Here is an 18,320-nt window from a genome sequence, read left to right as displayed (position 1 = left end):
GAGACGCCGTCGAAGAGCTCGGGCACCCCGAAGGTGAAGCGTTCGGTGCCGGAGACGGAGTCGATGCCGATGACCGAGATCCCGATGCCGAGCACCAGGGCGGACAGGCCCTTGAGCACGGAGTCGGCGACCACCGAGGACGTCGCGACGAACGCGAAGATCGCCAGGGCGAAGAATTCGGCCGGTCCGAACTTCGTCGACAGGTCGGCCAGAGCCGGAGCGACGAAGACAACGAGGAAGCAGGAGATGAATCCGCCGATGAACGCGCCGATCGCAGCTGTGGCCAACGCCTGCGGGCCGCGACCGTTGCGGGCCATCTTGTGGCCCTCGAAGGTCGAAGCGATCGCCGAGGCCTGGCCCGGCGTGTTCATGAGGATGGCCATTGTCGAATCGCCGAAGAGGCCACCGAAGTAGACGCCGGCGAACATGATGAACGCAGCCGTGGGATCGAGCGCGAAGGTCATCGGCAGCAGCAGGGCCACGGCCATGGATGAGCCGAGGCCGGGCAGCACGCCGACGGCCGTGCCGAGGAAACATCCGACGACGACCCACAGCAGGTTCATCGGGGTGACGGCATGAGTGAAACCCTCGAAGAGGGACATCAGAGCGTCCATATCAGAACCCACCTCCCAGGATGCCCGAGGGCAGATTGAGTCCCAGCAGCACCGCGAACGCGATGTAGACCAGGGACGAGAAGGTCAGCGCCAGGGTGAGGTCGAACAGCGGCTTCGCCGACCCCATCGACCGCGCCACGCACCAGAACAGGAGGGCCGCGGCGATGATCCACCCCGCGAACTCGAGGATCAGGGCGAAGGCGGCGAAGCCCCCCGCGCCCCAGGCCAGGGACACGAAGTCACTGTGCGTCCGGTGCTTGACCTCCTCCTTCCGCGCCTCGGCCAGTGCCTGTCGGTCGGTGGTCGGTTCGTCCTCCTCGTGCGGGTTGAGACGCTTGGCGGAGATCGCCGAGGTGACCGGAGTGGAGAACGCCAAGTCCTCCTCCGCCTCGGCGGGAGTCGGATCCTCCACATCGACTGGCTCGGGAGTACGGAGGTAGGCGACGGCGAGCAGGAGCGCCAGCACGTAGCCGGCGATCATGATCAGCGCCGGGAAGAACTGCGGACCGGGCCGGTCGACGTCGTCGGGCACCTCCATCGTCAGCAGACCGATGAGCAGATAGGTGGAGAAGCCCGCCATGATCAGCGGCACCAGCAGACCGGATCGTCCCTGCCACCAGGTTCCCGCGCCGAGGTGGCCCGTGCGGTTCGGGTTGTGTGCTTTCACGGGCGTGCTCATAGTCCCAGCTCCTTCAGCAGTGCCTCGACCCGGGCAGTGTCCTCTTCGACGAAGTCGGCGAACTCCTGCCCGGTCAGCCAGACGTCCGTCCAGTTGTTGCGCGAGAGCGCGTCCTTCCATTCGGCGCTGTCCCGGGTGCTCTTGAGCAGGCCGACGAGTTCGGCGGTCTCCTCCTCGGTGATTCCCGGGGCGCCGAGGTAGCCGCGCCAGTTCGTCAGCGTCACCTCGTAGCCCTGCTCCTTCATCGTCGGGATGTCGGAGCCTTCGATGCGCTCGGGTGCGGCCAGGCCGAGAGCCTTGACGCGGCCGGCCTCGATCTGGTCGGACACCTCGTTGAAGCCGGTGGACGCGAAGTCCGTCGTGCCCGAGAGCAGCGTCTGGATCGCCTCACCGCCGCCGGACTTCGGGATGTAGGTGATCGCCGAGCCGGGGATGCCGGCCAGCTGGGCGAGCTGGGCGATGACCAGATGGTCGACCGAACCGGCCGAGCCACCCGTCCACACGAACCCCTGCGGGTCCTTCTTCCATTGCGCGACGACGTCATCGATCGTGTTGTAGGGCGAATCGGCGGCGGCGATGAGGACGTCGTAGTCCTCGGCAACCCGAGCCAGCAGCGTGGTGTCGGAGAAACCGACCGGTGACTTGTTGAGCGCGATGCCTCCGACCATCGCCGTGCCGGTGGCCAGCAGGTTGTCGGCCTGACCGTCCATCGTGGAGAACTTGCCCAGGCCGATCGTGCCGCCGGCTCCCGGGATGTTGACGACCTGCGCATTGTTGGCCAGACCGTTGACGCGCATCGCCTGCTGGGTCTCGCGGGCGAACCCGTCCCACCCGCCGCCGGCGCCGGCCGGGGCGATGATCGTGAGGTTGGTGGCGAGATCGCCCTTGGCGGATGCCGCACGGACGGAGAAACCGGTCGCGGTGCCCACCGCGGCCACCGCCACCACGCCGTAGGCGATCTTGCCGAACAGTCGCCGGGACATGTGCGAATCCGGGGCGCGGGACTGGGGCGGGTCATCAGATGATTGGTTCGTCATTGACCAAACGTCCTTCCTTCATCATCGAAGACAGTTGTGGTGACTGTTCCACCTTAAGGTGGCGCAGACCACTTGACGGGATTCTGCGCACAAAGTGCGTTCTGCCCATTGTGCTCCTTGTGTGCATTCTGCTCATCGGAAGTCGTGGGCAATGGTGGCTAGGCTGGGAGCATGACTTCACCTCAGACCCCCGATTCCGCGGCGGCCCCCACCGCACAGACGAGGCCCACCTCGCAGGCGGGCCCCACCGCACAGACGAACCCCACACCCACCTCGGCGCCGGTGGCGAAGAAAGTTGCGCACAAGCGCACGCACCACGGGCACACCTTCGTCGACGACTACGAATGGCTGCGCGAGAAGGACTCCCCGGAGGTCATCGCCCACCTCGAGGCGGAGAACGCATGGACCGAGGCGCAGACGGCGAGCCTCGAAGGCCTGCGCTCGGCGATCTTCACCGAGATCAAGACCCGCATCAAGGAAACCGATATGTCGGTGCCCAACCGGCGCGGGAACCACTGGTACTTCTCCCGGACGAAGGCCGGACTCGACTACGGGATCAGCGTCCGCGTGCCCGTCGCGAACCCAGACGACTGGACCCCGCCCGAGGTGGGGGAGGACCCGCTGCCCGGTGAGGAGGTCGTCTTCGACTCCAACGTCGCCGCCGACGGCCACGAATTCTTCTCCCTCGGCACGTTCTCCCTGACCGAGGACGGCCGGTACCTCCTCTACGGAGTCGACTACACCGGCGATGAACGCTATACGCTGCGCCTGCGCGACCTGAGCACGGGGGAGGACCTCGACGACACGATCGAGGGCACCTTCGCCGGCGCGTCGATCGACCCTGCAGGCCGATACATCTTCTACACGACCATCGACGACGCCTGGCGCCCCGAGAAGGTGTGGCGCCACGCGATCGGCAGCGACAGCACGGACGACGCGTGCATCTTCCACGAACCTGACGAGCGATTCTTCGTCGGCGCCGGGTTCTCGCGGTCGCACAAGTACCTGTTCGTCGTCACCGGTTCGAAGACGACCACCGGCTTCTGGAGCATCCCGGTCGATGACCTCGAAGCTCAGCCGCGTGAGGTGTGGCCACGGGTCGAGGGTGTCGAGTACTCCGTCGAGCACGCGGTGATCGGCGGAGAGGACCGCTTCCTCATCACCCACAACCGCGACCGCGCCGACTTCGACCTCGTCGACGTCCCGGCAGAGAACCCGAGCGGGACCGGCGGCAGGCCGGTGCTGGCCGAGGTCGAGGGGCTGCGACTCGAGGATGTCGACGCATTCTCCGGCTTCCTCGCCCTGAGCTACCGCCGCGGCGGCTTCGCGCGCGTGGGGACCGTCGAACTCGACCCCACCGGGTCTGAATCTCCCTTCTCCTCGCTGCACGAACTCCCGTTCGACCGGGAGACAGGCACCCTCGGGCTGGCCGGCAACCCCGAGTTCGACCAGACGGGCGTCCGTCTCGTCTTCACCTCCATGTCGACGCCGTCCGTGGTCTATCAGCACAGTGTCACCGACGGCACGGACACGATCCTCAAACGCCAGCCCGTCCTCGGCTCTGTCGACCTCGGCCGCTACACCGAGTCGCTGGAGTGGGCCACCGCTGAGGACGGGACCCGGATCCCGATCTCCCTCGTCCACCGCTCCGACCTCGTTGCGCCCGGCCGGCCCGCACCCCTCGTGCTCTACGGCTATGGGTCCTACGAGGCGAGCATGGACCCGTACTTCTCCGTCGCCCGGCTCTCACTGCTCGACCGTGGGGTCGTCTTCGCCATCGCCCACGTCCGCGGCGGCGGAGAGATGGGCCGCCACTGGTACGACCAGGGCAAGACCCTGAGCAAGAAGAACACCTTCACGGACTTCATCGCCGCCGCCCGCCACCTCGTCGACGAGGACTGGACACGCCCGGATCGGCTCGTCGCGACCGGCGGATCCGCGGGCGGTCTGCTCATGGGCGCAGTGGCGAACATGGCGCCGGACCTGTTCGCGGGCATCAGCGCCCATGTGCCCTTCGTCGACGCCCTGACCTCGATCCTCATGCCGGAGCTGCCGCTGACCGTGATCGAATGGGAGGAGTGGGGTGACCCGCTCCACGACCCCGAAGTGTACGAGTACATGCGCTCCTACTCCCCATACGAGAACGTCACCGCAGGTTCGCACCCGAAGATCCTCGCCGTGACCTCGCTCAACGACACCCGCGTCCTCTACGTCGAACCCGCGAAATGGGTGGCGAAGCTGCGGGAAGTCGGCGCCGAGGTGCTGCTGAAGACCGAGATGACCGCCGGGCACGGAGGAGTCTCCGGCCGTTACGACTCCTGGAAGGAGACCGCGTTCGAATTCGCGTGGATCCTCGATGTGCTCGGACGGTCCGAGGTCGAGATCGCCCCCTGACAGGACGTTTGGCGCGTTCGCCGACACAGCCGGGACGAACGTCCGTGATCTGTGTGCTTGGTCACTCATGTCAGAGCCCTCGCATACAGTGGGATAGCATAACGATGTTTGTTGTCCAGGTCACGGAACCAGGATGGACTGGTCGGGACCTCGAGTCCTTTCAAAGGGGAGAAGAATGCGTCTGAAGAATCTGGCCACCGCAGTCGTGGCGATCAGCTCGGTGTTGGCGGTCTCGGCATGCTCCGGAGGGGACAGCGGCACCGGTGAGGGCGGCGACTCGTACAAGATCGGCATCTCCCAGCTCGTGCAGCACCCGGCGCTCGACGCCGCTTCCGAGGGGTTCCAGAAGAAGTTCGAAGATGAAGGCGTCACCGTCGAATGGGACGTGCAGAACGCTCAGGGCGAACAGGCGAACGCCACCTCCATCGCGCAGAACTTCGCCAACCAGGACCTCGATCTCGTCCTCGCCGTCGCCACCCCTGCCGCCCAGGCAGCTGCCCAGGCGATCACCAACGTGCCCGTCCTCTTCACCGCCGTCACCGACGCGGAGGAGGCCGGACTGGTCGCCTCGAACGAGGCACCCGGCGGCAATGTGACGGGAACCTCTGACCTCAACCCCGTCGCCGATCAGCTCAAGCTGGTCAAGGACCTGCGTCCCGAGGCGAAGACCGTCGGCATCGTCTACAGTTCCGGTGAGGTCAACTCGCAGGTCCAGGTCGATCTGGCCAAGAAGGCGGCCAAGGACCTCGGCGTGGAGATCAAGGAAGCGACGATCGCGAACTCCAGTGAGCTCGGCCAGGCGGTCAACTCGCTGGGCAAGGTCGACGCGTACTACGTGCCCACCGACAACAATGTCGTCTCCGCGGTGTCCGTGATGGTCCAGGCGGCGGAGAAGAACAAGGCGCTGCTCGTCGGTTCGGAAGCCGGCCAGGTCGAGCAGGGTGCGGCGATCACCCGCGGCATCAACTACACGAAGCTCGGTGAGCAGACCGGTGAGATGGCCCTGCGCATCCTCCAGGACGGGGAGAAGCCGGCGGACATGCCGGTCGAGACCAGCTCTGACCTCGAACTCGTCGTCAATCCGGAAGCGGCGAAGCGTCAGGGTGTCGAGATCCCGCAGAAGCTCCTCGATGAGGCCGACCGCACCATCGAATGAGCCTCCGGTGACTGATCGACACGACCGATCGGCCCACCTGATCTGCACAATTACCACCATCTGATCGGAAATCAATGTTCGGAGCGCTCGAGCTCGGGCTCATCTATGCAGTGATGGCCTTGGGGGTCTACCTGACCTTCAAGGTCCTCAACTTCCCCGACCTCACCGTCGACGGAAGCTTCACCACGGGCGGTGCCACCGCAGCGTCCCTCATCATCGCCGGGGTCAACCCCTTCCTGGCGACTGCAGCCGCCATCGGGGCCGGGCTCATCGCCGGCTACATCACCGGGCTGCTCCACACGAAGGGTGGGATCGACGGTCTGCTGGCCGGCATCCTCACCATGATCGGTCTGTGGTCGATCAACCTGCGGATCATGGGCAAGGCGAACCTCCCGCTCCTGCGGGAGGAGACCGTCTTCACCCCGCTGCGGGAGAACATGATGCTGGGCACCTGGCTGTCCATCGGCATCCTGCTCGCCTTCACCTTGGTCCTCAAGTTCGCCATCGACTGGTTCCTCACCACGGATCTCGGCCTGTCGATCCAGGCCACCGGCAACAACCAGCAGATGATCCGCAGTCTCGGGGTCAACACCGACAACACGACCATGCTGACGCTGGCGCTGTCGAACGGGTTCGTCGCCCTCTGCGGCGCCCTCGTCGCCCAGTACCAGGGCTTCTCCGACATCAGCATGGGCATCGGCCTGATCCTCGTCGGACTGGCCTCGGTGATCCTGGGGCAGGCGGTGTTCGGCAGCCGCACCATCATCATGGCCAGCCTCGGCGCCCTGCTCGGCTCCGTCATCTACCGGTTCATCATCTTCCTCGCACTGCGGGCTGGACTGGACACGAACGATATGAAGCTGACCACGGCGCTGCTCGTCGTCGTGGCGCTGCTGCTGCCGCGGTGGGGGTTCCTCCGCCGGATCCCGTCGCTGCGCAATCGCGGCAACCGGGCGCCGGCGAGGCCCCTCGAGGGCACCGTCGACACACCTGACCAGATGGCCGGCGCCGCGGCGGGAACGCCGACGTCCACCGGCAAGACCGAGGGCTGAGGGCAATGCTGAAGATCGACTCCATCTCCAAGACCTTCTTCCCCGGCACGGTCAACGAACGCAAGGCCCTGCAGGACGTGTCCCTCGAACTCGACGAGTCCGACTTCGTCACCGTCATCGGCTCCAACGGTGCGGGCAAGTCGACGCTGCTCAACACGGTCTCGGGTCGTCTGCCGATCGACTCCGGTTCGATCAGAATCGACGGCGCCGAGGTGTCACGGATGCCCGAGCACAAACGGGCCCGGTACCTCGGCCGGGTGTTCCAGGACCCGATGGCCGGCACCGCCCCGGATCTGACGATCGAGCAGAACCTGTCCCTGGCGCTGCGCCGCGGCAAGCCCCGCGGGCTGGGCCGGGGAACCACGAAGGCCCGACGTGAGCACTTCAAGGACGAGCTCGCGACCCTGGAGCTCGGGTTGGAGAACCGTCTGAAGACGAAAGTCGGCCTGCTCTCCGGTGGGCAGCGGCAGGCGCTCAGCCTGCTCATGGCCGGTTTCACCCAGCCGCGCATCCTCCTGCTCGACGAGCACACCGCCGCTCTCGACCCTCAGCGTGCCGCGCTTGTGACGACCCTGACGGAGAAGATCGTCTCCAGTGGGGGACTGACGACCCTGATGGTCACCCACAACATGGAGCAGGCCATCGCCCTGGGCAACCGGCTCATCATGATGCACGAGGGTCGGATCATCTACCAGGCCTCGGCGGAGGAGAAGAAGAACCTCACCGTGGAGACTCTGCTCGGCGAATTCTCGAAGCTCAAGGGAGCCTCCCTGGGAGACCGGGCGCTGCTCAACTGAACCGCGTCGTCGGCCCATCGAGCGTCGAGGGGACGCGTCTGCGCAATGCTCAGCTGACATTCCGTTGAGGAAGCGGGCACCAGCTGTTATGGTTCGAAATATGGCCCCGATCACATTCTCCGCCGCGCGTCTGCGCGTCCGACGATCGGTGTGCCCACCCGCCTCCGCAGCACCGGTGCTCCCGCGACGGGTGGCACCGCTGCTCCCGCGGCGGGTGGCACCGCGTCAGGTCGCACCGCGGCCGCCTGCGGGTTTCGCCAATGACTCCTGGGAAGGTGCGGCGATCGGCTGGTGGGGTCGCGAGCCTTAACGGCTCCCGCAGCACCCCGCAGTCCGATCCCAACTCACGTCACGTCGACGACCAGCCGAAACCCTGCATGTCCCAAGGACGTGTCAGGCGTGGTGGCTGTCCGCGCTGACGTCCGGTAGCGCCGACAGTAGGACTCATGGCACATGTACGACCCACCCCTCAGCACTCCGCGCTCGTCGTCGGGACGGAAGGGCCCTGCCGCCCATTCCCAGACATTGCCGGTCATGTTGTGCAGACCGTAGGCGTTGGGGGAGTAGGCAGTGACCGGCACGGTTCCGACCGCCTCGGCGGGGGAGTCGGGGAAGACTCCCTGGAACGTCTTCATCCGGGGACGACCCCCGGGCTCACGGACCGCGCCCCACGGATAGGGCTGCTGGTCGAGTCCGCCCCGAGCTGCGAACTCCCACTCCGCCTCACTCGGCAGCCGCGCGCCCACCCAGGAGGCGTACGCCTCGGCGTCCAGGCGGGAGATGTGAGTGACCGGATGATCGGCCCGATCCTCGACCGAAGACTCGGGTCCCTCCGGCCGATGCCAGCACGCGCCCCTCACCTGCCGCCACCACGGGGCTGCCACGACGGCGGTCGAGCGGGCGCGCAGCTCGGGAGTGAGGAGGCCCGCGAAGACCAGGGAATCGCCGAGGCGCTCGGCCACCGTCCGATGGCCCGTCGCCTGGACGAAGGCGGCGAATTCGGCCACGGTCACCGTCGTCGCAGCGATCGCGAACGCCGGAACCTCCACGTCGCGGACCGGACCCTCGCCATCGGCGGGGTAGGCGAGCGGATCCTCGCTGCCCATCCGAAAGCTCCCGCCGGCCAGCCCGACCATGGTCAGGCTCTGCGGGGCCCGGACGACGAGATCGGCGAGCAGGCGCGCGTCAGGGGCGTACGCCTCGGCGACCGACGACGGCACGACGGACGAATCCGGACGGGACGGTTCCGTGCGAGGCGGCAGTGCCTCGGAGGGTTCCGAACGGGACGACGCGCAGCACGAAGCCATGGTCAACACCTGCAGTTCAACCGTGATCGAAGGAAGTGAGTCATCGATGCAACCACCCAACATCGTCGTCATCCAAGCCGACCAGATGGCCGCCGAGGCGCTCGGAGCCTACGGCAACGATGCGGCACTGACGCCGAACATCGACGCGCTCGCCGAAGACGGAGCAGTCTTCGACCGCGCTTACTGTAACAGTCCCCTGTGCGCACCGTCGAGGGCGTCGATGATGACCGGGCGCCTGCCCTCGGAGATCGGCTGCTTCGACAACGGCGACGACTTCCCCGCCTCCACCCCGACCTTCGCCCATCGCCTGCGGGCGCTCGGCTACCACACGGCGCTGGTCGGACGGATGCACTTCATCGGGCCCGACCAGCAGCACGGGTTCGAGCAGCGCCTGACCACCGACGTCTACCCGGCAGACCTCGACATGGTCCCCGACTGGAATCTGCCGCTCGACCAGAAGCTGCAGTGGTATCACGAAGCCGAACCGGTCTTCTCCGCCGGCGCCGCCAAGGCCAACGTCCAGCAGGACTTCGACGACGAGGTCCTCTTCCGCACCCTGCGCCACCTCAACGACCGCGTCCGGGAGAACCAGGCGAGCGAGATCGACCGCCCCTTCCTCATGGTCACCTCGTTCATCCACCCCCACGACCCCTACGAACCGCCGCGGAGGAACTGGGACCGGTTCGCCGAGGTGGACATCCCCGGCCCCGCTCACCCCGAAGTCCCCGACCCGGCAGCTGACCCGCACACCCACCGACTGCGCACGATGAGCGGCTTCGACCTCCGCGACCCCGGATCCGAGGAGGTGCGCCGTGCCCGCCGCGCCTACTACGCCGCCGTCAACTACATCGACGGCCACATCGGCGCGATCCGCCACCGGCTGGCGGAGCTGGGTCTGCTCGAGAACACGGTCATCGTCGTCACCAGCGATCACGGGGACATGCTGGGGGAGAAGGGGCTGTGGTACAAGATGTCGCCTTACGAGCAGTCGGCGCGAGTGCCGCTGATCATCAGCGGCCCCGACCACCTCGTCACCCCGGGACGCTTTGCGAATCCGGTGTGCCTGCTCGACCTCATGCCCACCCTCCTCGAACTGGCCGGGGCACCGCCGGCGGGGGACGAGAACCCGACGGTCACCTCGGCGGGTGAGGGGGTCTCACTGCTCGAAACCGCGCGACGAGAAACCGCCGGGGCAACAGGGCCCGAGGACCGAGACATCATCATCGAGTACCTCGCCGAGGGCACCTACCGCCCGCACCTGACGATCGTGCGCGGCAGGTGGAAGCTCGCCGTGTGCCCGGGCGATCCCGATCAGCTCTTCGACCTCTCCACCGATCCGCACGAGCTGAGGAACCGCGCCGGCGATGCCGACTGCGCCGACGTGATCACCGAACTCCGGGGAGTCCTCGCCGACAGGTACGACCTTCCCGAGCTCGAGCGGCGGGTGCTCGAGAGCCAGCGGGACCGGCGTCTCGTCGCGACGTCTCTGCAGACGGGCAGGATGCGGCACTGGGACTTCGTCCCCGATCCGGAGGAGGGCTACGTCCGCGGCAACTTCTGGGCAGCGTTCCGGTACGCGAAGATCCCCGAGGAGACCGGATGAACCGACCCAGGGAGCTCGGATGATCCGGTGCCGGCGACGCGGATGATCCGGACCCGGCCGTTCTGATGATTCGGACAAGACGATCTGTCAGTCTTCCCAGGTGAATCCTTGTCTGACCAGGTGCCGCGGATCACAAACGGATCTAGAGTGGAAGCATGACTGTGTTCGAGATGTCCTCGGAAGTTCCGCTCTCCGCCGAGACCACCTTTCAGTGGCATTCGCTGCCCGGTGCGCTGACCCGGCTCTCACCTCATTGGGCGCAGGAAGTGGTGGAGGAGAGCTACCCTCCCATCTCCCCGGGCTCGGTCGCTCAGGTGAAGGCCAGTCTGCCCGGCAGCTATGGTCTCATCCGGCGGCCGTTCACCGCTGTGCACTCGGAGGGCCCGACCCGGTTCTCATTCGTCGACGAGCTGCGCAAAGGGCCGCTGAGTCAGTGGAAGCACACTCATGAGTTCTCCTCGGTCGCCGGCGGCACCAGGATCGATGACCGGATCGAATTCTCGATGGTGCCGGCGGGGTTCGAGTCGGTCGACCGCGGAATGGTCAACTACCTCGAAGCGACCTTCGCCGCCCGGCACCAGCGGATGCTCATGGACATCGCGTTCCTCGAACGCATGAACGCTCCACTGGTGACGCGGAAGAAGGGCAAGCACATCCTCATCTCCGGAGCCAGCGGACTCGTCGGCCGCCAGGTCGCCGCTCTCTTCTCCACCGCCGGGCACTTCGTCCGTCTGCTCGTGCGCAGGGCCCCGAAGTTCCCCTACGAATCGCATTGGAACCCGGACCTCGGCATCATCAACCCTCGCGACCTCGCGTGGGCCGATGCCGTCGTCCACCTCGGCGGGCGTTCGTTCTCCACTCGATTCACCAAGCAGGCGAAGCAGGAGATCTGGTCGTCACGGATCGATTCGACCCGGCTGCTCGTGGAGACGATGCGCGCGCTGCCGGAGGAGAAGCGACCGAAGGTGTTCGTCTGCGCCTCAACGGTCGGCATCTACGGAGCACGCGCCGAGGCGGACGGCATTCACACTGCGGTCGACGAATCGGCACCGCCAGGGGTCGGTTTCCTCGCCGAGCTGTGCCAGGAATGGGAGCACGCCGCCGCCCAGGTCGAGGAGCTGGGAGTCCGGCGGGTCTCGATCCGGTCCGGAATCGTGCTGACATCCCTGGGCGGGTTCCTCAAGATGCAGGCACCGCTGCACCTCGCGGGTGCGGGCGGGCGCCCCGGCAGCGAATCGCGGCACCTGGCCTGGGTGTCCCTCGACGACGCCGCCCGCGCCTACGTCCACGCGGTTCTCACGGACTATGTCAAGGGGCCCGTCAACGCGGTGGCTCCCGAGCTGGTGACGCAGAAGGAGTTCTCCGACGAACTCGCCGACTACCTCCAGCGGCCCTCCCGGATCCCGACGCCGGGGTTCGTGTCCGACCTGGTCCTCGGCCGGGACGGAACCCGAGAGCTGGCGCTGGCCGACCAGAGGGTGGAGCCGGAGCGGCTCAACGAGACCGGCTACCAGTTCGTCCACCCCACCCTGCACGACTGCTTCGAGGAGGAGTTCGGCACCGGGGTCTGAGAATCAGAGTCGTTTGCCTGCGATCTCGGCCCCTTCGGTCAGAGACTGCAGCTTCGCGACGGCGATCTCGGGATGGATGCGACCGCCCAGCCCGCAGTCGGTGGAGGCGACGACTCTCTCGGGCCCGACGAGCTTGGCGAACCGCTCGATGCGATCGGCGACGAGCTCCGGGTGTTCGACGACATTGGTGGCGTGGGAGACGATGCCGGGGATGAGGTACTTGCCCTCCGGCAGTCTGGTGTCCTCCCAGATCCGCCACTCGTGTTCGTGGCGGACGTTCGCGGCTTCGAAGGTGATGCCGGCGGCGTTGATCGTGAGCACCTGATCGACGATCTCCTTGAAGGGAAGATCGGTGACGTGCGGGCCGTGCCAGGAACCCCAGCAGGTGTGGACCCGGACCTGGGCCGGATCGATGCCGCGCAGGGCGTGGTTGAGGGCGTCGATCCGCACCTGCGTGAAGGCCCGGTAGTCGTCGAACGACGGTTCGGGGTTGATCTGGTCGAAGTTCTCGGCCAGGGACGGATCGTCGATCTGAACCGTCAGGCCCGCCTCGGTGATGGCAAGGTATTCCTCGCGCAGGACGTCGGCCCAGGCCCAGATGAACTCCTCCTCCGTGGCGTAGTGCTCGTTCGCGATGCGGGAGGCCGAACCGGGCGACAGGGCGTTGATGTAGCCGTCGCGCTCGTCGTACCCGGCGGCGGCCAGTCCGGCCTTGAGGTTCGCGACATCCTGAGCGACCTGATCGTGGCCGATGTAGCTGATCGGGCCGGTGGCCTTCGGGAACTGTGGCTGCTGGCCGGTGTCGGCGCCCGGGAACGTCGATCGGTAGACGTCGGGGAACAGGTTGCGATCGCGCCGGTCGCCGAAGCTGGTCAGGCGGACCGTGCCGGGTTCCGACCGGACGGCCGGAGCCTCCCATTTGTCGACATCGTCAAGTTCGAGACCCCCGGTGCGGGCGAACGAGTAGTGCCACCACGCGCCGTAGTCGAAGTCCGCGGCCATCGCGTGGCCGTACTCTCCGTCGTTGGGAAGCGAGATGCCCAGGCCCCTCTGCCGCTGTACGAGGTCGACGACGCTGGCCTTGAGGAGTTCGTCGTACTCCTGCGAGTCCGCTTCCGAGACGGTCTCACCGGCGAGCCGGGCGGTGTTCTGCGCCTGCTTGACCTTGTTCGCGGCGATGAGCTCCGGGGTGCGGGGCAGGGAACCGGCGTGTGAGGTGCGGATGGTGGCCATGAATGACTCCTCGGATCGCGTCGGCAGCCGGTTGCGGCCCGAGCTCGGGTCGGAGGGGACTGCCAGGGGATGTGTGCTGTCACCTGCAGGCAATCATATTCGCCGAGGTGCATGTGCGTGCGATGTCATCTCCGGTCACCTCGGGGAGCGGTTGGGGCTCTAGAGTGAGTTCATGTCGTACCCTCAGCAGCCGGGGCAGGCCCCGGACCACCGGTACCATCCGGGGCAGCCGCCGTACCAGCAGTCGCCGGGTCCGCCCCAGTACCAGCAGCAGTTTCCGGGGCCTCCGCCGTATCAGCAGCAGTTTCAGCAGAACTCGGACTGGCAGCCGTATCAACAGCTGCCGGGGCACCAGGACCCGGGGTGGCAGCAGCCCGGTTACCAGCATCCAGTGGCGGCGAACCGGAATGCGCATCCGGGGTGGGCTGCGCGCATCCTGTTCTGGAGTGCCCTGATCATCGGTCACGTTCCGATCTTGGTGATGATGCCGATCCTCCATAGCCGGCCCGTACCCACGGTGTTCGAGTTCTACTCGATCGTCACCTATGGGGTGGCGGGAGTGAAGGTCCTGCTGCTCGTGGTCGCCATGCTGGTGGTGAAAGGGACGACGTGGCCGCGGCGGGCAATCGGCGCAGGACTCCTCTTCCTCATCAGCCTCTACGGGCTGGTCGTTCCGCGACTGATCGCCCAACTGCTGATGAGCACATCAGCAGACATCAGCTCGACGATTCGGATCCAGGGTCACCTCGGAGCGGTGCATCTGGTCGTGATGCTGACAGGAACCCTCATCGCCTGGAACGTCGTGCGGAACAGGGCGTGGTGGACGCATCTTGTCGCCGCAGGGATCGCGGTGATCGCCGCCGGTCTCATGACGCTGTTCCAACTGGTGCCGAGATGGATCCAGGCGCCGGTGTCTTTGCCGCTCATCCTCGGCGATCTCTGCGTCCTCGGACTGACCTTCGCGGGCCTCGGACTGCTCCACCTCCTCGGCGCCGGCGCCGGCACCGGCACCGGCGTTGGCGCCGGCAGAGCCTCTCGCGCGTGAAGACGCAGAAGACCGGAGCGCCAAGAGGATCCCATTCGGAATCTCTCGACGCTCCGGTCTTCTGTTGTCTCAGGCTCGGCCGCGGTTGTCGGTCGACTCAGTCGACGTCCTGTGACTCAGCCGACGCCTGCCGACTCAGCCGACGGTCCGGCGACTCAGTCGACATCCTGCGACTCAGCCGACGGTCTGCCGGTTCAGCCGAAGTACTTCGGCAGGGTCGCCTTGTGCGTCTCGGCGAGCTCGCTCAGCGGGATGCGGAAGTGGTCGACGACCTCGAGGTTCGCCTCCTCCTCGCCGGAGTCGGTCATGCCGATGCGGATGAACGGGAAGTTCCGGGCGGTGCACATGTCCTTGAACCGCACCTCCTCCGACCGCGGCACCGCCACGATCGCCCGCGCCGTCGACTCGGAGAAGAGCGCGGTGAACGCGTCGATGCCATCGCGTTCGCACAGTTCGCTCAGCCAGATGCGCGCCCCGGTGCCGTACCGCAGGCACGACTCGACGAGCGCCTGCGACAGGCCGCCCTCGGACAGGTCGTGTGCGGCGTCGATCATGCCGTCGCGGGAGGCGTTGATGAGGATCTCGCCGAGCTCTCGCTCGGTCTCCGGCTTGTACTGCGGAGGAACCCCGCCGAGGTGACCGGCAGAGACATCGGCCCAGGCGGAGCCGTCGAGCTCGGCTTCGGTGGTGCCGAGCAGGTAGACGGTCTGACCCGGCTCCTTCCAGCCGCTCGGGGTGGCCCGGGCGACGTCGTCGAAGACGCCGAGGACGCCGACGACCGGGGTCGGGTGGATGGCCACCCCGCCGGTCTGGTTGTACAGGGACACGTTGCCACCGGTGACGGGGATGCCCAGGTCCTGGCACGCCTCGGCGAGGCCTTCGACGGCCTGCGCGAACTGCCACATGATCTCGGGATCCTCGGGGGAGCCGATGTTGAGGCAGTCGGTGACGGCGCGGGGGACCGCTCCGGAAGTCGCGACGTTCCGGTAGGCCTCGGCCAGCGCCAGTTGGGCGCCGCGAGCCGGATCGAGGTAGCAGTACCGGCCGTTGGCGTCGGTGGCGATGGCAACGCCGAGGCCGGTCTCCTCGTCGACGCGGATGACTCCGGCGTCGTCGGGGAAGGCCATCGCGGTGTTGCCCTGCACGTACTTGTCGTACTGAGAGGTGATCCATTCCTTCGAGGCGAGGTTCGCCGATCCCGCCAGCTGGAGCACGGTGGCCCGCAGCTCGAGGTCGTCCTTGGGCGTGACCAGGCCCGCGTGCTCGACGGTGTTGGCGGCCACCTCGGCGGTCCAGGACGGCACCGTCATGGGACGTTCGTAGACGGGACCGTCATGGGCGACCGAACGCGGGGGCACGTCGACGATGACGTCGCCGTGCCATTCGATGATCAGTCGGCCGGTGTCGGTGACCTCACCGAGGACGGAGGTCTCGACGTCCCACTTGCCCACGATGCGTAAGAAGTCGTCGAGACGGTCGGGACGGACCACGGCCATCATCCGCTCCTGCGACTCCGACATGAGGATCTCCTCAGGGGTCAGGGTCTCATCGCGCAGGAGCACGTCGTCGAGGGCGATGTGCATTCCGCCGTCGCCGTTCGAGGCGAGCTCACTGGTCGCACAGCTGATGCCGGCCGCACCGAGGTCCTGGATGCCCTCGACGACTCCGGCGTGGAAGAGCTCGAGGCAGCATTCGATGAGGACCTTCTCCGCGAAGGGGTCACCGACCTGCACGGCCGGACGCTTCGAGGGCTTCGTGTCGTCGAAGGACTCCGAGGCGAGGATCGAGGCGCCGCCGATCCCGTCGCCGCCGGTGCGGGCGCCGAAGAGCACCACCTTGTTGCCCTTGCCCGAGGCATTCGCCAGGCGGATGTCCTCGTGTCGGAGGACGCCCACGGCCAGGGCGTTGACCAGTGGGTTTCCCTGATACACGGAGTCGAAGACGGTTTCGCCGCCGATGTTGGGCAGGCCGAGCGAGTTGCCGTAGTTGCTGATTCCCGAGACGACGCCGTGGAGCACGCGCGAGGTGTCGGGGTGGTCGACGGCGCCGAAGCGCAGCTGATCCATCACGGCCACTGGACGCGCGCCCATGGAGATGATGTCGCGCACGATCCCGCCCACGCCGGTGGCCGCGCCCTGATGGGGCTCGACATAGCTGGGGTGGTTGTGGGACTCGACCTTGAAGGTCACCGCCCAGCCGTCGCCGATGTCGACGACGCCGGCATTCTCGCCGATGCCCACGAGCAGGTGCTTCTTCATGTCCTCGGTGACCTTGTCACCGAACTTGCTCAGGTGGACCTTGGATGACTTGTAGGAGCAATGCTCGGACCACATGACAGAGTACATCGCCAACTCCGCCGAGGTGGGACGACGTCCCAGGATCTCGCGAATACGCGCGTATTCGTCAGCTTTCAGACCGAGGTCTGCATAGGGCTGCTCCACATCGGGATTCGCGGCGGCGTATTCGACGGTCTCCTTGACCTTCTTCGAATTCGCGGTGGCATCCTGCACGGAATTGCTCGACATATCCTCTGACGGCCCTTTCTCAAGACATGGCACTCGCGATCAATCTTAGCCGGGGTCGGCGGGGCGAAAGTAAGGCGACCACCGAGTGAACCTGAGGATGGGGCGGCATCTCAGCCGCGGAGTCCGGTGAACCTGAGGATGGGGCGGCATCTCAGCCGCGGAGTCCGGTGAACCTGAGGATGGGGCGGTGACGGGCCGAATAGAATGCAGGGCATGGCAACTCCCAAAATCGTTCTGTTCTATGTCTTCACCCCCTTGGCCGATCCGGAGGCAGTCCGACTGTGGCAATACACCTTGGCCGACAGCCTCGGACTCAAAGGCCGGGTGATCGTGTCGAAGGACGGCATCAACGCGACGATCGGCGGCGACATCAACGAGGTCAAGCAGTACGTGCGAGCGACGAAGTCCTATGCCCCGTTCAAGAAGGCCGACATCAAATGGTCAAACGGTGAGGGTGACGACTTCCCACGTCTGAGCGTGAAGGTGCGGTCTGAGCTCGTCACCTTCGGCACCCCGGACGAAATCACGGTCACCGAGAACGGTGTCGAAGGCGGCGGTGAGCACCTGAAGCCGGGCGCCCTCCACAAACTCCTCGACGAACGCGGCGACGACGTCGTCTTCTTCGACGGCCGCAACGCGATGGAAGCGCAGATCGGGAAGTTCCGAAACGCGATCGTCCCCGAGACCGAGACCACCCGTGACTTCATCGCCGAGATCGAGTCCGGCAAGTACGACGACCTCAAGGACAAACCGGTCGTCACCTACTGCACGGGCGGAATCCGGTGCGAGGTGCTGTCAGTGCTGATGAAGAACCGCGGCTTCGAAGAGGTCTACCAGCTCGACGGTGGCATCGTCCGCTACGGAGAGACCTTCGGCAGCTCCGGCTATTGGGACGGTTCCCTCTACGTCTTCGACAAGCGCATGCACGTGGAGTTCGGAGACGGAGTCGAGTCCATCGGCCACTGCGTTTCCTGCGACAGGAGCACTCCGCTCTTCGTCAATTGCGCGAACCTCGACTGCCGCAAGCAGTACCTGCGGTGCGAGGACTGCACCGAGAAGGATGCGCAGCCGTGCTGCCCCGACTGCACACAGTCGGAAACCCTCGCCGAGGCGGCCCGCGGAATGGTCGCAAGCGGACTCTGATCAGTCGGCAGGGCCTTCGCCGGCGGCTGCCGGCGGGTGTGGTGACCGTCACGGTGGGTTTTGGGGTTTCGAGTTGCGTGGGTGGTCTGGGCTGGTCTAGAGTTATATCTCGTTCGCCTCACGGAAAACGAACCGGTCAAGGATCGTTTCCGAGGGTGTGACCA

At 66.4% G+C, this 18,320-nt stretch carries 14 protein-coding genes; 8 read left to right on the top strand and 6 right to left on the bottom strand.

The window, feature by feature from the left end:
* From RIT73_RS16805 to RIT73_RS16795, 3 genes are all read right to left on the bottom strand, one after another.
* The coding region (locus RIT73_RS16805; RefSeq protein ID WP_309133253.1) for a tripartite tricarboxylate transporter permease at nucleotides 1-614 on the bottom strand (614 nt) is incomplete at its 3' end.
* 1 nt (nucleotide 615) lies between these two features.
* Entirely contained in the window at nucleotides 616-1,293 is a 678-nt protein-coding gene (locus RIT73_RS16800) for a tripartite tricarboxylate transporter TctB family protein (protein WP_309133252.1), read from the bottom strand.
* On the bottom strand, nucleotides 1,290-2,330 hold the full coding sequence (locus RIT73_RS16795; protein ID WP_309133251.1) for a tripartite tricarboxylate transporter substrate-binding protein: 1,041 nt from the start codon (nucleotides 2,328-2,330) through the stop codon (nucleotides 1,290-1,292). The genes RIT73_RS16800 and RIT73_RS16795 overlap by 4 nt, the downstream gene beginning before the upstream one ends.
* Before the next feature lie 171 nt (nucleotides 2,331-2,501).
* Here RIT73_RS16795 and RIT73_RS16790 point away from each other — a divergent pair, with 171 nt between their 5' ends.
* The 4 genes from RIT73_RS16790 (at nucleotide 2,502) to RIT73_RS16775 (ending at nucleotide 7,729) form a co-directional block, all read left to right on the top strand.
* A complete protein-coding gene (locus tag RIT73_RS16790) occupies nucleotides 2,502-4,724 on the top strand; it encodes a S9 family peptidase (RefSeq protein WP_309133250.1) in 2,223 nt (740 codons plus the stop codon).
* A gap of 175 nt (nucleotides 4,725-4,899) precedes the next feature.
* Nucleotides 4,900-5,880, top strand: a complete 981-nt coding sequence (locus RIT73_RS16785) for an ABC transporter substrate-binding protein (protein WP_309133249.1) — start codon at nucleotides 4,900-4,902, stop codon at nucleotides 5,878-5,880.
* Between the two features lie 74 nt (nucleotides 5,881-5,954).
* Nucleotides 5,955-6,932: an ABC transporter permease gene (locus tag RIT73_RS16780; RefSeq protein ID WP_309133248.1), complete on the top strand. Its 978-nt coding sequence runs from the start codon at nucleotides 5,955-5,957 to the stop codon at nucleotides 6,930-6,932.
* 5 nt (nucleotides 6,933-6,937) lie between these two features.
* A complete protein-coding gene (locus RIT73_RS16775) occupies nucleotides 6,938-7,729 on the top strand; it encodes an ABC transporter ATP-binding protein (protein ID WP_309133247.1) in 792 nt (263 codons plus the stop codon).
* A gap of 344 nt (nucleotides 7,730-8,073) precedes the next feature.
* Here the strand turns inward: RIT73_RS16775 and RIT73_RS16770 are convergent, their stop codons facing one another.
* Nucleotides 8,074-8,949: a formylglycine-generating enzyme family protein gene (locus RIT73_RS16770; protein ID WP_309133246.1), complete on the bottom strand. Its 876-nt coding sequence runs from the start codon at nucleotides 8,947-8,949 to the stop codon at nucleotides 8,074-8,076.
* Between the two features lie 133 nt (nucleotides 8,950-9,082).
* On the opposite strand from RIT73_RS16770, the gene betC reads away from it, so the two are divergent.
* On the top strand, nucleotides 9,083-10,639 hold the full coding sequence (gene betC / locus RIT73_RS16765; RefSeq protein ID WP_309133245.1) for a choline-sulfatase: 1,557 nt from the start codon (nucleotides 9,083-9,085) through the stop codon (nucleotides 10,637-10,639).
* 155 nt (nucleotides 10,640-10,794) lie between these two features.
* A complete protein-coding gene (locus RIT73_RS16760; RefSeq protein ID WP_309133244.1) occupies nucleotides 10,795-12,210 on the top strand; it encodes a TIGR01777 family oxidoreductase in 1,416 nt (471 codons plus the stop codon).
* Nucleotides 12,211-12,213: 3 nt separating this feature from the next.
* Here the strand turns inward: RIT73_RS16760 and RIT73_RS16755 are convergent, their stop codons facing one another.
* Entirely contained in the window at nucleotides 12,214-13,443 is a 1,230-nt protein-coding gene (locus RIT73_RS16755) for a cobalamin-independent methionine synthase II family protein (protein ID WP_309133243.1), read from the bottom strand.
* A 172-nt stretch (nucleotides 13,444-13,615) separates the two neighbouring features.
* On the opposite strand from RIT73_RS16755, the gene RIT73_RS16750 reads away from it, so the two are divergent.
* Nucleotides 13,616-14,488, top strand: coding sequence for a hypothetical protein (locus RIT73_RS16750; RefSeq protein WP_309133242.1), 873 nt, complete (start codon nucleotides 13,616-13,618; stop codon nucleotides 14,486-14,488).
* A 194-nt stretch (nucleotides 14,489-14,682) separates the two neighbouring features.
* On the opposite strand, the gene purL is transcribed toward RIT73_RS16750, so the two are convergent.
* Nucleotides 14,683-17,013, bottom strand: coding sequence for a phosphoribosylformylglycinamidine synthase subunit PurL (purL, locus tag RIT73_RS16745; RefSeq protein ID WP_309133241.1), 2,331 nt, complete (start codon nucleotides 17,011-17,013; stop codon nucleotides 14,683-14,685).
* A gap of 213 nt (nucleotides 17,014-17,226) precedes the next feature.
* Between purL and RIT73_RS16740 the strand changes: the two genes are divergently transcribed.
* On the top strand, nucleotides 17,227-18,156 hold the full coding sequence (locus tag RIT73_RS16740; protein ID WP_309133240.1) for a rhodanese-related sulfurtransferase: 930 nt from the start codon (nucleotides 17,227-17,229) through the stop codon (nucleotides 18,154-18,156).
* Nucleotides 18,157-18,320: the final 164 nt, after the last annotated feature.

Source organism: Brevibacterium sp. (assembly GCF_031179145.1).
GTDB lineage: Bacteria > Actinomycetota > Actinomycetes > Actinomycetales > Brevibacteriaceae > Brevibacterium.
This window is presented reverse-complemented; position numbering and strand designations above follow the sequence as displayed.

What these genes read in the sequence shown, in the direction of transcription:
- RIT73_RS16800 (WP_309133252.1), bottom strand. Translation starts at nt 1,293, where the DNA reads ATGAGCACGCCCGTGAAAGCACACAACCCGAACCGCACGGGCCACCTC.
- RIT73_RS16795 (WP_309133251.1), bottom strand. Translation starts at nt 2,330, where the DNA reads ATGACGAACCAATCATCTGATGACCCGCCCCAGTCCCGCGCCCCGGAT.
- RIT73_RS16790 (WP_309133250.1), top strand. Translation starts at nt 2,502, where the DNA reads ATGACTTCACCTCAGACCCCCGATTCCGCGGCGGCCCCCACCGCACAG.
- RIT73_RS16785 (WP_309133249.1), top strand. Translation starts at nt 4,900, where the DNA reads ATGCGTCTGAAGAATCTGGCCACCGCAGTCGTGGCGATCAGCTCGGTG.
- RIT73_RS16780 (WP_309133248.1), top strand. Translation starts at nt 5,955, where the DNA reads ATGTTCGGAGCGCTCGAGCTCGGGCTCATCTATGCAGTGATGGCCTTG.
- RIT73_RS16775 (WP_309133247.1), top strand. Translation starts at nt 6,938, where the DNA reads ATGCTGAAGATCGACTCCATCTCCAAGACCTTCTTCCCCGGCACGGTC.
- betC (WP_309133245.1), top strand. Translation starts at nt 9,083, where the DNA reads ATGCAACCACCCAACATCGTCGTCATCCAAGCCGACCAGATGGCCGCC.
- RIT73_RS16760 (WP_309133244.1), top strand. Translation starts at nt 10,795, where the DNA reads ATGACTGTGTTCGAGATGTCCTCGGAAGTTCCGCTCTCCGCCGAGACC.
- RIT73_RS16755 (WP_309133243.1), bottom strand. Translation starts at nt 13,443, where the DNA reads ATGGCCACCATCCGCACCTCACACGCCGGTTCCCTGCCCCGCACCCCG.
- RIT73_RS16750 (WP_309133242.1), top strand. Translation starts at nt 13,616, where the DNA reads ATGTCGTACCCTCAGCAGCCGGGGCAGGCCCCGGACCACCGGTACCAT.
- purL (WP_309133241.1), bottom strand. Translation starts at nt 17,013, where the DNA reads ATGTCGAGCAATTCCGTGCAGGATGCCACCGCGAATTCGAAGAAGGTC.
- RIT73_RS16740 (WP_309133240.1), top strand. Translation starts at nt 17,227, where the DNA reads ATGGCAACTCCCAAAATCGTTCTGTTCTATGTCTTCACCCCCTTGGCC.